Raw genomic sequence first — 12,670 nt, forward strand, 5'->3', positions numbered from 1 at the left:
AAGCCGGTGCTATAGGGCGCTACCGGCCCAGCCGCAAGGCGATGTGTTGCGCCCGGGAACCTTTCCCCCGAATTCGGTTAAGGCGTCATTTGCTGCGCCGCTATATATTTGATGCCAAATGCGGCACAGTCCGCCCACGGCACCGACCAACGAGGTAATTCCGCTTGACGCACGACGTGTTCAACCAATCCCCGCCGATATCCGGCACGAATGCGCTGCGCAGCGACCCTTTGCTGACGCAGCTGTCGGAGGATTTTGCCGAGCCAATACGTAAGGAGCTGGAGCTCCTGGGCCGATTCGTGCGGTCGGCAGAAGCGCTCGATCTGGCGCGCATTGCAAACGCTCAGACGCCGCAGCTCAAAACACATGACCAGCGCGGCAACCGGCTCGATCAGGTGGAATTCCATCCGGCCTACCACGCGCTGATGCGGCGCTCGGTCTCCCTGGGCCTGCATTCGAGCGTTTGGGAAAACAGCAAGGCCGAGCAGGGCCGGCGGCACCAGATTCGGGCGGTCCGCTACTATCTCATGTCGCAATTGGAGACGGGGCATCTGTGCCCCATCACGATGACGAATGCGTCGTTGGCGGCCTTGATCGGTACGCCGGACCTTTTCCGCAAATGGGCGCCGCTGGCGACATCGCGCAAATACGATCCCTCGCATGCCGCGCCCTTTAAAAAAGCCGGGCTTACGCTCGGCATGGGCATGACCGAAAAGCAGGGCGGGACGGATGTGCGCGCCAATACCAGCACCGCCATGCCTGCCCGGGACGGCAGCTACCGGCTGAGCGGCCACAAATGGTTCATGTCGGCGCCGATGTCTGATGCGTTTCTGATGCTGGCACAACAGGAGGAGGGGCTTTCGTGTTTCCTGGTGCCGCGCATGCGCGATGACGGGACGCCGAACGGCCTCCATTTCCAGCGCCTCAAGGACAAACTCGGCAACCGATCCAACGCTTCGTCCGAGGTCGAGTTCGAGGGAGTCCACGCCGATCTAGTGGGGGAGGCCGGCAAGGGCATTCGCACGATCATGGACATGGTGACGCTGACGCGCCTCGACTGCGCGCTGGGTTCGTCGGCCATCATGCGGGCGGGGCTTGCCGAAGCGGTCCATCATGCAAGGCACCGCCAGGCCTTCGGCACGGCGCTTGTCGACCAGCCGCTGATGCAGCGGGTTTTGGCCGACATGGCGCTCGATGTCGCGGGGGCGACGGCGCTCGCATTCCGGCTGGCGCGGGCGTTCGACGAGGCGGCAAACGACCGCGAGCAGGCGGCATTCGTGCGCGTCATGACACCGGTGGTGAAATACTGGGTGTGCAAGACCGCGCCGGCGCTGATCTACGAGGCGATGGAGTGCCTTGGTGGCAACGGTTATGTCGAGGAAGCGCCGTTGTCGCGCTATTATCGCGAGGTCCCGGTCAACGCCATCTGGGAGGGTTCGGGCAACGTTATGGCGCTCGATGTTCTTCGCGTTCTGGCGCGCGGACCGCAGCTTTTCGAAGAGGTGATGCAAGCCATCGGGCGCGATCTCGGCACGGCCGGACGCGGAGCCATCGAGGTCATCAAGGCCGCAATTGGCGTCGCGGCATCGGACGAGGGTTCGGCGCGTATCCTCACCGAGCAGCTGGCACTTTCGGCAGCAGCGGCTGAATTGAGGCGCATGGGCGCTGGGCGGATCGCAGATGCGTTTGTGGAAACGCGGCTTGCCGGCCAGTGGCGCGGCACCTACGGCATGCTCGACGGCCGCCACGATGCGGGCGCGATTGTCGACACGCTCTATCCGGATGCCAGCTGAGCGGCGAGCGACAGCACGACCGGCATGGTGATGAAGGCAAATGCCGTCTGGAGCGTGGCTTCGGCGGCATAAAATTCGGCGTCGCCGCCGAGCTGGCGGGCCAGAATGTAACCGTTCATGGCCGTCGGTACGGAGCCGCACAGAGCCAGATAGACGATCTGGTCGCCGCGTACGCCGAATGTCCATGCCAGCGTGACTAGCAGCGCCGGAAAAACGAGCAGCTTCAGTACCAGCGGCAGCCACATGATGGCGCGCGGCTTCAAAGCATCCATCGGGCGCAGGCCGGCACCGATCGCAAGCAGGCCCATGCCGATTGCTGCGCTGCCGACCAGGCGCACGGCTTCGCCGACGGGTTCGTACAGGCCGTCGGGCAGGAAGCGCAGGAGAATTGCCAGCAGAACCGAGATTATCAGCGGATTGGTGGCCATCGCCCGCATGGTGCGCCGCCAGTTTGGTTCGCCGGTCCCCAGCCGCACCAGCACGGCGACCGACGACAGGTTGAGCGGTATGATGATTGTCGCCATCGCAAGCGCGACGACCGCGCTGGCCTCGGGCGGATACAGCTTTTGCGCAACGGCGAGGGCGATAAATCCGTTCCAGCGCATGGTGGTCTGGAATATCGACGTGTACTCAGGTCCGTTCGAGATAGCTGCGGCTTTGAAGAGCGGCCACAGGGCGGCTGAAAACGCGCCCATCAGCGCGACTGCGAAAAGCAATGCGCCGAGCATGGCGTCGAGCGCCAGATCGCTCAGGTCGGCGTGCAGAATGGTCGTGAAGAGCAGCGTCGGGTAGAGCACCCAGTAGGAGATTATCTCCATGCTCTCCCACACGGGCCGGTCCAGTTTCGGCACCTTGCTCAGAAGATTGCCGACCACAATGAGAAGGAAGATCGGAAGGATGCTTTCGAAGATGGGGAGCATTGCGTCCGGTGTCCGGATGATGTGTTTCCCGGCTTAGGCTCGCGCATCCGCCGTGTAAAGGCAGTGCGCCTGTGGGTAACGCCGCGGCGGTTAACCTTAACAATTGGTTTCGATTGCAGCTGTCAGCGCATACCGCCAGTTTGCGGGCGAGGAGGCGGCAATTGATGCACAAAGCAGTCAAGATCGCACTTTCGACGTGCTGGATCGCGGTATTCGGAACCTTGGCAATTATCGCCATGGTGGCCGCGACCGACGGCCTTGACGTGGCGCGGGCCGCCGTACCGTTCGCGGTGCCGCTGCTGGGCATCGAGCCGCTGGCGAGCGAACCGATGATGGGCGGCCTTTCGCTCGGGTCGGCCATCGTGACCTCGCTTTTCCTTTGGATGCTTTTGACCGCGCTCATCGGTGACGACGACTGGTCGCGCGGCATCGACAATCCGAGCGAACTTGCCCATGGCGGGGCTTTCGGCATTGGCGGCGTGATCTTTCTGGCTACCGTGCTCGATGCATCCGTGCCGATCATGATCAGCTGCGGGCTGCTGGTGGCCGCACTCGTCATCTCGCTTTTGCTGTCGCGAATCGGTCCGGAGCCGAAACAGACGCTGGCGCCGCGCGAGGTACGTGACCGGGCCATCGAGGCCGCGCATGTCTATTCCGTCGAGTTCAAACAGCCGAGCGCCGAGATCGTTCATTTTCCGATGCGCGGCGAATTCGCCCGCGGAGGGCAGTGATGCGCTACATTCTGCTTTTCTGGGCGACGCCGCTCGGTCTTTTGTGGGGCTGGTTCTTCCTGTCGTATTACGACTGGAACTTCGGCCTGCTGTTTCTGAGCCGCGAGTTCCACGACTTCGCGTTCCAGATATACGGCAACATGCTCGGTATCGAGCCGACGACCATTCCGATCCTGGTCGCCAAGGCCTGCGTTCTGGACACCGCGATCATACTGGCGATTTTCGCCGTTCGCCGCAGGCGCCAGATCATCGCCTGGATCGCAGACAGGCGGCAGCGTTATTTCGGGCCGTTTGACGAGAGTATTCTCAACCGGTCGAGCGCGCCCTGAAGAATGAAGGCCGCGGCCTCGGCGTCGATGATCGCTGAGCGTCTGGCGCGCGATACATCCAATCCGATCAGCGAACGTTCCGCGGCGACCGTGGAAAGCCGTTCGTCCCACAGGACGATCGGCAGCGGCGTCAGCGGGCCGAGATTGCGGGCGAAGGCCCTGCTTGCCTGTGCGCGGGGCCCCTCCGAACCATCCATATTGACGGGCAGGCCGAGAATGATCGCGGCGACGTTTTCGCGCGCGAAAGTCTCAATCAACTGAGCAGCATCGGCACCGAACTTCTTGCGGCGAATCACCGTGCGGGGATGCGCCAGCGACAGGGCGCCATCCGAGACAGCGACCCCGATGGTCTTGGTGCCCAGATCGAGCCCCGCGAGCCGTTGCCCGGGCTGCACAGATTCGGCGAGCTGTTCGATCGATGTGACTGCCATCGGCCCGCAATAGCTTTTGACATCGCAGCCGGCAATCTATCCTCTGTCGAATGCAATTGCGGAGAATGCCCATGAACATCACCTGGTACGGCCACTCGGCCTTCGGAATCGAGAACGGCGATGCCAAAATCCTGATCGATCCGTTTCTGACCGGAAGTCCCGCATGGGACAAGGGTTGGGAAGATGTGGCGGAAGGCGTGACGCATGTTCTGCTGACCCATGGCCATAACGACCATGTCGGCGATGCGCTCGACATCCTGAAGAAAACCGGCGCGATGCTGGTCGCCAATTTCGAGATATGCATGTGGCTGGTCGGGCAGGGCGTCGATGAAGGCAAGGTCAATCCGGGCAACACGGGCGGCACCGTGGAATGCGGCGGGTTCACTGTCAGCTTTGTGCGGGCCGATCACTCTTCGTCGTTCCAGACGGGAGGCGGCGCGAATATCTATCTCGGCAATCCACTCGGACTGGTGTTGCATTTCCCGGATGGCAAAAGCGTCTACCACATGGGCGACACCGATATCTTTTCCGATATGGGCCTGATCAACGAGCTGCACCAGCCGCAGATCGGCCTTGTGCCCATCGGCGACCGCTTCACCATGGGCGGTGCGGTGGCCGCACTCGCGTGCCGGCGGTTCTTCAAGTTCGAGACGGCCATTCCTTGCCACTACGGATCGTTTCCGATCATCGATCAGAGCGCGGACAATTTCGTCGCAGGCATGGATGGGTCGGGTACAGACGTGCTGACGCTCGAGCCCGGCGGGTCGGCGTCGTTCTGAGCGTCATTTCATATCCGCCGACGCTCTGCGGTTGCGCTCGGCACGGCCGGGTTCTATAGGCGCGGGGAGCTTTTCCTTCATTTTCTGGAGTTCGCCATGTCGGTCGACATTGCCACTGTCAAACATGTCGCGCGCCTTGCCCGGATCGCGGTCGACGATGCCGATGCCGAACGCATGACCGGTGAGCTCAATGCGATCCTCGGTTTCGTCGAGCAGCTGAACGAGGTCGACGTTTCCGGCGTTGAGCCTATGACTTCCGTCATCCCCCTGGAGATGAAGAAGCGGCAGGACGCGGTGACCGACGGCGGAAAAGCTGCCGATATCGTGGCCAACGCGCCGGCGACCGAAGAGAACTTCTTCCTGGTTCCGAAGGTGGTGGAATAGGTCCGATGCCGGTCGCCATCACGGTCGAGACGCCGCTGCAGGATGCCGTGCGCACAATGGTGGCGGCGCTGAACGACTACCTCATGCCGCTGTCACCGCCGGAGTTTCAGTTTCAGCTCACGGCCGAACAAATGGCGGAGCCGACGGTGACCGTGTTCGTTGCCCGGGATGCGGGCGGCAGGGCTGTGGGCATGGCGTCGCTGAAAGACCAAGGCGACGGGCTCGGCGAGGTCAAACGCATGTTCACGCTGCCGGAAGTGCGCGGCCAACGGGTTGGTTCGCTGCTGCTTGAGCGGGTAGAGGAGCTGGCGCGGCAAAAGAATATCAGCCGGTTGGTGCTCGAAACCGGCGAAGCGCCGGGGTTCGAGCCTGCCTGGCGGGTTTATGAGCGCGGCGGGTTCGCCCAATGCGGTGCGGTGCTGGACTATCCCGATTCCGGCTGGTCGCGATTTTACGAAAAGAAGCTTTCCTGATGACCGAGATCACCAAACTGACGATTGCCGAAGCGCGTGCAAAGCTCAAGGAGAAGGAGTTCTCCTCGCTTGAGCTGACCAATGCCTATCTCGACGCGATCGACGCCGCGAACCCGACGCTCAATGCCTATGTTGCGGTAACGCATGACAAGGCGCGCGCCATGGCCGAGGCCGCCGACAAGCGGCTGGCCGCCGGCGAAGGTGGTGCGCTGGAAGGCATTCCGCTCGGCGTGAAGGACCTGTTTGCTACCGAGGGCGTGCATACGCAGGCCGGCAGCCACATTCTGGACGGCTTCGAGCCGCGTTACGAATCCACCGTCACGGCCAATCTGTGGGCCGACGGGGCAGTGATGCTGGGCAAGCTCAACATGGACGAGTTCGCGATGGGCTCATCCAACGAGACGTCATATTACGGGCCGGTCACCAATCCCTGGCGGGCGAAGAACGACAACAAGGCGCTGGTTCCAGGTGGCTCGTCGGGCGGCTCCGCGGCAGCGGTCGCTTCATGGCTATGCGCCGGAGCGACGGCGACCGACACCGGCGGTTCGATCCGCCAGCCTGCGGCGTTCACCGGCACGGTCGGCATCAAGCCGACCTATGGCCGCTGCTCGCGATGGGGCACGGTTGCGTTTGCCTCCTCGCTCGACCAGGCAGGGCCTATTGCGCGCGATGTGCGCGATGCTGCGATTCTGCTCAAATCCATGGCGTCGTCCGATCCGAAAGATACGACCTCCGTTACGCAGGATGTGCCTGACTACGAAGCCGCGCTCGGGCAATCGGTGAAGGGCCTCAAGATCGGTATTCCCAGGGAATACCGCATGGACGGGATGCCCGAGGAAATCGAGAAACTGTGGCAGCAGGGCATCGCGTGGATGGAGGATGCGGGCGCGGAGATTGTCGATATCTCTCTGCCGCACACCAAATACGCGCTGCCGGCCTATTATATTGTGGCGCCGGCTGAGGCTTCGTCCAACCTGGCGCGTTATGACGGGGTGCGCTACGGGCTGCGCGTTCCGGGCAAGGACATTATCGACATGTATGAAAAGACGCGCGCCGCTGGTTTCGGCCGCGAGGTCAAGCGCCGCGTGATGATCGGTACTTATGTGCTGTCAGCCGGCTATTACGATGCCTATTACGTGCAGGCCCAGAAGGTGCGCACGCTGATCAAGAAGGATTTCGAGGACGTTTTTGCCGCCGGCGTGGATGCAATCCTGACGCCGGCGACACCCTCGGCCGCCTTCGGTATTGCCGATGAGGACATGGCGTCCGACCCGGTGAAAATGTATCTGAACGATATTTTCACGGTGACGGTGAACATGGCCGGACTGCCCGGTATCGCGGTGCCCGGCGGGCTGGACGCGAATGGCCTGCCGCTCGGACTGCAGCTGATCGGGCGTCCGTTCGACGAAGAAATGCTGTTCCGTACCGCGCATGTGATCGAGCAGGCGGCGGGCCGTTTCGAACCCGCCAAATGGTGGTGAACGACGGCGCATCAACCGATGCGAGCGAGGCCGACGATGTCGGACGGCTGATTGCCGACATCGAGCGCCTGCGCGGCGGGCTGCGGATTTCCGTGCGGCGTACCGCCGACGGGCTCGGGGTTCACATTCCACCGTCGCGAAAAATCCTTGCTGTGCTCTTCCTTTCGTTCTGGCTGTGCGGATGGGCCGTGGGCGAATATTTCGTACTGCGTGAAATCATACGAAGCGGCTTTTCCGGTCCGAATTTCTTTCTGATTGCCTGGATCGTTCCCTGGACTGTTGGCGGTGTGACCGTCTTGTGGACCATCCTGTGGCAGCTGTTCGGCGTCGAACGCCTGTTCTTCACCGCGAACGCGCTGGTGCGGGAGTGGGGCCTGCTCAGCTTCCGAGGCAAGCGCATAGTGGAAGGTTCGGATATTCGCGAAGTCAGCGTGGTCAAGGGCGCCAGCAACGACCTGGCCGGTATTGGAACCATCAAGGTAACAACGGCCGGGCGGGCCATGCGAATCGGAAGCGGGCTGTCGGACTACGAAGCAGAACTCGTGGCCAAGCTGGTTCGCGATGCGGCGCATCCAGCAACGGCAATCGTCGGCGATGGCGACGCCAACGGCAGGCCTGCCTGACGTCTACGGGCAAGCGCAAGGCCGCTTTGCGCCGGCGCGGAATCGGGTATCCTGCGGCAATGAGCGATCCGACCGCGGCGCGGCGCAACATTGTGAACCTCCTGAAAAAGCGCGCCGACAGCCGCATCACCATCCGCGAAACCGCTGACGGGCTTGGCATCGACAACCCAAGCCACCGGCAGATGCCGGTTATCATGTTTCTGCTCTTGTGGCTGGGCGGCTGGAGCGTTGGCGAATATTTCGCGCTGAATGAGATATTCCGCGGCGGTACACCGCTGGCGGCGGATCTGTTCCTGATCGTCTGGGTGACCTTCTGGACGCTCGGCGGTGCGGCCGCGTGGTATTTCGTTCTGTGGCAGCTGTTCGGCGTCGAGCGGCTGTTCATCACCGGCGGGGCGCTGGTGCGCGAGGCCGGTCTGTGGCGGCTCAGGCGGCGGCAGGTCTTCGATCTCGCACGCGTCAGCGAAGTCGAGCTGTCTGCGGCGCCAGCCGCCGCCAACTCCACCAATCGCGCCATCAGTTTCAAGGTAGACGGCAAGCAGTATGGTTTCGGCATCGCCTTGAGCAAGGAAGAGGCCGAGCAGTCGCTGGCTGCGATCAGGCGGCACCTCGTCAGCGGGAAACCGAAGAATGCGATTGCGGGCGGCGACGACGGCGAAACAGACCCCGGCAAACTCTAACAGGCGTCATGTTTTTCTACTTGTCGAAGATATTCTGGTTCTTCCTGCAGCCGCTCGGACTGGCCACGCTACTGCTGTTTGCCGGCCTTGTTATCCTTGCCGCATCCTGGCGGAAAACCGCGGCGTCGGTATTTTGCGCCAGCTTTCTCGTACTGTTTATTTCCAGCTGGACCACCTTCGGGGCGCTGATGCTGCGCCCGCTCGAAGATCGCTTCCAGCGTCCGGATGTATTGCCGTCCGCAATTGCCGGGATCATCGTGCTGGGCGGCGGTTTCGAAGGCTCGGTCAACGCGGCGCGAGGCGGCTATGAACTCGCCAGTGCCGGAGACCGTTTCGTGGAAGCGGCGGTGCTTGCGCACCGGCTGCCCGGTGTGCCGGTGGTGGTTGCCGGCGGCAGCGGCGCCTTGCTTTTGCATGGCGAGCCGGATGCGGATACCGCTCCGCGGCTCCTGACGGCGCTCGGTGTATCGCCGGAGCGGCTCGTGCTGGAGAACCAGTCGCGGAATACGCAGGAAAATGCGGTGTTTACACGCGATCTTTTGCAACCCGATTCAACGCAGAGCTGGATACTGGTGACGTCGGCATTTCACATGCCGCGCTCCATGTCGCTGTTCCGCCGGGCAGGGTTCAACGTTATCGCCTGGCCGGTCGATTACCGCACTACCGGTGCCGAACGAATTGGCTTAGCTCAAGACAATGCGATCGATTCGCTTCACACCACGACACTCGCGATCCGCGAATGGGTGGGGCTCTTCGCATATCGGCTGACCGGCCGGATTGATTCCGTTTTTCCAGGGCCCTGAAAGGGCACCGGTGCCTGCTATGCACAGGCCGCAATGCAGCCGTGAGTATTAACAATGTCTGAACTCGGGCCTTTACGATAAATTATTGAAATCCATCGAGAATCGCCTGGAGCGTATCGGAATGTGACGGTGGGGAAGCCTCGATTCGGCCTTTTTTGCATTGCGAAAGGCGGGGTGAATAGCTAAGAGCAGCCGACGACGGAGTGGGGCCGTCGAGCGGCGAATGCCGCGACGCACTTTGGGGTTCTTTGATTCACGGAAGTGGTATGGAAGACAGTATCCAGAAGTCCTGCTGGGGCGTAACTGCCAAAGCAGCAATCGGTTTTGCCGGCATTATCCTCCTTGCCTGGCTTGTCGGTGGATCGGAGACGGTAGCGGTTATCGCCGCAAATTGATCCGACCGGCAGATTTGAGTGAAAGGGCGTGGCTTCGGCTGCGCCTTTTTCTTTTGTGCCGCGCTGGCGCAATCGGACAAGCGCTGCGGCGCTACCAGAACGTGGCGGCGGGATGGTATGACGCAGCATTCTGCAATCCAGCCGCCATGAGCCGACTTCTATGTTTCTTTCCGTATTCGACCTTTTCAAGATCGGCATCGGGCCGTCCAGCTCGCATACAATGGGGCCGATGGTGGCGGCTGCCAGATTTCTGGAAGAGATCTCAGGCGGCGACTGGCCGCGGCCGGCCGGCGTTGAGGTGGTCGCGCTCAAGGTCAGCCTGCACGGCTCACTCGCCTTCACCGGGGTGGGACACGCGAGCGATCGCGCAGTCATTCTCGGTCTCGACGGCAAAACGCCTGAAACCGCCGATCCTGATCAGGCGGAAAAGGACCTGACGCGCATCGCGCACGACAAGAAGGTGCTTCCGCCGCAGCATGCGGGTTATCGCTTCGACCCCGAAAACGACCTGGTTCTGGACCGCAAGAACCCGTTGCCCGGCCACGCCAACGGCATGACCTTCATGGCACTGGACGGCGACAACAGGCTGCTTCTCAAACGCGTCTATTATTCGGTCGGCGGTGGCTTTGTCGTTTCGGAGGAGGAGCTTCAGCGGCTCAAGGCTCGTAGCAAGCCGCCGGTGGAGAAGGGCGTGCCTTATCCCTTCGCCAACGCCAAGCAGATGCTTGCGATGGCCGCTGAGAGCGGGCTCTCCATTGCCGAGATGAAGCGCGCGAACGAAGAAACGAACCAGACAAGCGAAGATCTGAATGCCGGCCTCGACGCGATATGGTCGGCCATGCAGGGCTGCATCGAACGGGGGCTGTCGCAGGACGGCGTTATGCCCGGCGGGCTAAAGGTGAAGCGGCGCGCGCGTGCGCTGCATGGCAAGCTCGAAGAGGAGTGGAGCCGCAACCGGCCAAACCCGCTTCTCGCCAATGACTGGCTCTCCGTCTACGCCATGGCGGTCAATGAAGAGAACGCCGCCGGCGGGCGCGTGGTTACCGCGCCGACCAACGGAGCGGCGGGCGTGGTGCCGGCGGTCATTCGCTACTGGCAGCATTTTCACGTCGATGCGACCGAGCGCGATATCCGGGATTTCCTGCTGACGGCTGCCGCCGTCGGCGGCATCATCAAACACAACGCATCCATCTCGGGCGCCGAGGTTGGCTGCCAGGGCGAGGTGGGCTCGGCGTCGGCGATGGCGGCAGCCGGCCTTTGCGCTGTCATGGGCGGCACGCCGGAGCAGGTCGAGAACGCCGCCGAGATCGCTTTGGAGCACCATCTCGGCATGACCTGCGATCCGGTAGGCGGGCTGGTGCAGGTGCCCTGTATCGAGCGCAATGCGCTCGGTGCCGTGAAGGCCGTGACTGCGGCATCGCTGGCGATCAAGGGCGACGGCAAACATTTCGTTCCGCTGGATGCCGCGATCGAGACCATGCGCCAGACCGGTATCGATATGAACGAGCGCTACAAGGAAACCAGCCAGGGCGGATTGGCGGTCAACGTTGTGGAGTGCTGAAGGGGCGGCGTATGGCGCCGGGCCGAAACCCGATTGACCGGCGCCAACTTGTCACAAACTAGACTGTTCAGTACTTACCTGGCGATCGGATCGATACGGCCGGAGCACGATGACGCCGACCAAGAACGGGGCAGGGGCTGAGGGAAGCAAGCGTTCGTTGCGTAAGCGGCAGGCGATCCTCGATGCTGCGACGGAGGTCTTTCTGCGCGACGGCTATCTCGGGACCAGCATGGACGAGATCGCCGCGCTGTCGGAGGTCTCGAAACAGACGGTCTACAAACATTTCACGAGCAAGGAAGCGCTGTTCGTGGAGATCGTGTCGAGCCTGACCGACCGCACCGGCGATGCCGTGCACGACGAGATGCCTCCGCTACAGGAGGCCGGCGACGTGGCCGCCTATCTCGAGGCATATGGCCACAGGCAGTTGTCGATCGTGCTGACGCCGCGCATCATGCAGTTGCGCCGGTTGGTTATCGGCGAGGTAAGCCGCTTTCCGGAGCTGGCGCGCGTGCTTTACGAGCGCGGGCCGCAACGTGCGATGGACGAGCTGGCCGAACTGTTCGGGCAGCTTTCTGCAGACGGGCTTCTGGACGTGAAAGACCCAGCCATGGCTGCGGTGCATTTCAACTGGCTGGTGATGGCGCAGGCGCTGAACCAGGCGATGCTGCTTGGTGACGAAGCGATTCCGAAACCGGCCGAGCAGCGGCGCGCGGTCAAGGAAGGCCTCGGCGTGTTTCTGGCAGCCTATGGCGTGAAGTAGTCCCACGGCGCCCCTGCGGCTGTGGAGTTTCCGGCTTCAGGGCTTTCGCTGAGACGCCTGCCGGCATAAATCTCGTTTATGAGCCTTCATCTCATCAAGCTCTGCGTCGGCGCCGAAAGTGTCGAGGACCTGGACGATTGGATTGCCGGACGCGTGGCCGACAAACCGCGCGCCGGGCCGGGAGTGCCGCGCGAACCATTCCACATCACGCGCATGGTGCCGAAGCGCATCGATGAACTATTGGAAGGCGGCTCGCTTTACTGGGTGATCAAGGGACAGGTGCAATGCCGCCAGCGCATCGTGGAGGTGCGTCCCTTTACCGACGCGGAGGGGATAGGGCGATGCTACCTTGTGCTCGATCCGAAGCTGCAACGGACGCAATGGCAGCCGCGCCGGGCCTTCCAGGGGTGGCGGTATCTCAAGCCGAACGAGGCACCGGCCGATCTTCCCGACGACGCGGATATCGCTGCGATGCCGGTCGCGCTGCGTAGCGAACTTGCTGAACTGGGCCTTCTGTAAGACGCCTG

The 12,670-nt window shown here is 62.5% G+C and carries 16 protein-coding genes; 14 read left to right on the top strand and 2 right to left on the bottom strand.

Going from position 1 to position 12,670, the window contains the following annotated elements; genetic code table 11:
- The first annotated feature begins 164 nt into the window (after positions 1 to 164).
- Positions 165 to 1,793 (top strand): acyl-CoA dehydrogenase family protein, encoded by a 1,629-nt coding sequence (locus tag EP165_RS12695; RefSeq protein ID WP_127523113.1) that lies wholly within the window; start codon positions 165 to 167, stop codon positions 1,791 to 1,793.
- Here EP165_RS12695 and EP165_RS12700 read toward each other — a convergent pair.
- The gene (locus EP165_RS12700) at positions 1,775 to 2,713 is read right to left on the bottom strand and encodes an AEC family transporter (protein ID WP_127523115.1); all 939 of its coding nucleotides are present in this window, start codon (positions 2,711 to 2,713) and stop codon (positions 1,775 to 1,777) included. The genes EP165_RS12695 and EP165_RS12700 overlap by 19 nt on opposite strands.
- Before the next feature lie 164 nt (positions 2,714 to 2,877).
- Here EP165_RS12700 and EP165_RS12705 point away from each other — a divergent pair, with 164 nt between their 5' ends.
- Positions 2,878 to 3,444: a hypothetical protein gene (locus tag EP165_RS12705; protein ID WP_127523117.1), complete on the top strand. Its 567-nt coding sequence runs from the start codon at positions 2,878 to 2,880 to the stop codon at positions 3,442 to 3,444.
- Positions 3,444 to 3,773 (top strand): DUF6105 family protein, encoded by a 330-nt coding sequence (locus tag EP165_RS12710; protein WP_127523119.1) that lies wholly within the window; start codon positions 3,444 to 3,446, stop codon positions 3,771 to 3,773. The genes EP165_RS12705 and EP165_RS12710 overlap by 1 nt, the downstream gene beginning before the upstream one ends.
- Here the strand turns inward: EP165_RS12710 and ruvX are convergent.
- Positions 3,722 to 4,204, bottom strand: a complete 483-nt coding sequence (gene ruvX / locus EP165_RS12715) for a Holliday junction resolvase RuvX (RefSeq protein ID WP_127523121.1) — start codon at positions 4,202 to 4,204, stop codon at positions 3,722 to 3,724. The genes EP165_RS12710 and ruvX overlap by 52 nt on opposite strands.
- A gap of 71 nt (positions 4,205 to 4,275) precedes the next feature.
- On the opposite strand from ruvX, the gene EP165_RS12720 reads away from it, so the two are divergent.
- The 11 genes from EP165_RS12720 (at position 4,276) to EP165_RS12765 (ending at position 12,662) form a co-directional block, all read left to right on the top strand.
- Positions 4,276 to 4,983 (top strand): metal-dependent hydrolase, encoded by a 708-nt coding sequence (locus EP165_RS12720; protein ID WP_127523123.1) that lies wholly within the window; start codon positions 4,276 to 4,278, stop codon positions 4,981 to 4,983.
- A 96-nt stretch (positions 4,984 to 5,079) separates the two neighbouring features.
- Complete coding sequence (gene gatC / locus EP165_RS12725; protein WP_127523125.1) at positions 5,080 to 5,367, top strand: Asp-tRNA(Asn)/Glu-tRNA(Gln) amidotransferase subunit GatC; 288 nt, start codon at positions 5,080 to 5,082, stop codon at positions 5,365 to 5,367.
- A 5-nt stretch (positions 5,368 to 5,372) separates the two neighbouring features.
- Positions 5,373 to 5,840: a GNAT family N-acetyltransferase gene (locus EP165_RS12730; protein WP_127523127.1), complete on the top strand. Its 468-nt coding sequence runs from the start codon at positions 5,373 to 5,375 to the stop codon at positions 5,838 to 5,840.
- On the top strand, positions 5,840 to 7,321 hold the full coding sequence (gatA, locus tag EP165_RS12735; RefSeq protein ID WP_127523129.1) for an Asp-tRNA(Asn)/Glu-tRNA(Gln) amidotransferase subunit GatA: 1,482 nt from the start codon (positions 5,840 to 5,842) through the stop codon (positions 7,319 to 7,321). Before EP165_RS12730 ends, gatA begins: the two co-directional genes overlap by 1 nt.
- Positions 7,312 to 7,944 carry a hypothetical protein gene (locus EP165_RS12740; protein WP_127523131.1) on the top strand — a complete coding sequence of 211 codons (633 nt, stop codon included), beginning with the start codon at positions 7,312 to 7,314 and terminating at the stop codon, positions 7,942 to 7,944. The genes gatA and EP165_RS12740 overlap by 10 nt, the downstream gene beginning before the upstream one ends.
- 59 nt (positions 7,945 to 8,003) lie before the next feature.
- Entirely contained in the window at positions 8,004 to 8,624 is a 621-nt protein-coding gene (locus EP165_RS12745; RefSeq protein ID WP_127523133.1) for a hypothetical protein, read from the top strand.
- Positions 8,625 to 8,632: 8 nt separating this feature from the next.
- Positions 8,633 to 9,427 (top strand): YdcF family protein, encoded by a 795-nt coding sequence (locus tag EP165_RS12750; RefSeq protein WP_127523135.1) that lies wholly within the window; start codon positions 8,633 to 8,635, stop codon positions 9,425 to 9,427.
- Positions 9,428 to 9,693: 266 nt separating this feature from the next.
- Positions 9,694 to 9,822, top strand: a complete 129-nt coding sequence (locus EP165_RS20760) for a hypothetical protein (RefSeq protein ID WP_281040007.1) — start codon at positions 9,694 to 9,696, stop codon at positions 9,820 to 9,822.
- A gap of 160 nt (positions 9,823 to 9,982) precedes the next feature.
- The gene (locus EP165_RS12755; RefSeq protein ID WP_127523137.1) at positions 9,983 to 11,383 is read left to right on the top strand and encodes an L-serine ammonia-lyase; all 1,401 of its coding nucleotides are present in this window, start codon (positions 9,983 to 9,985) and stop codon (positions 11,381 to 11,383) included.
- A 109-nt stretch (positions 11,384 to 11,492) separates the two neighbouring features.
- Positions 11,493 to 12,143: a TetR/AcrR family transcriptional regulator gene (locus EP165_RS12760; protein WP_127523139.1), complete on the top strand. Its 651-nt coding sequence runs from the start codon at positions 11,493 to 11,495 to the stop codon at positions 12,141 to 12,143.
- Between the two features lie 78 nt (positions 12,144 to 12,221).
- A complete protein-coding gene (locus EP165_RS12765) occupies positions 12,222 to 12,662 on the top strand; it encodes a DUF1489 family protein (RefSeq protein ID WP_127523141.1) in 441 nt (146 codons plus the stop codon).
- Positions 12,663 to 12,670: the final 8 nt, after the last annotated feature.

It is taken from the genome of Mesorhizobium sp. Z1-4, assembly GCF_004000235.1.
Classification (GTDB): Bacteria; Pseudomonadota; Alphaproteobacteria; order Rhizobiales; family Rhizobiaceae; genus RCIO01.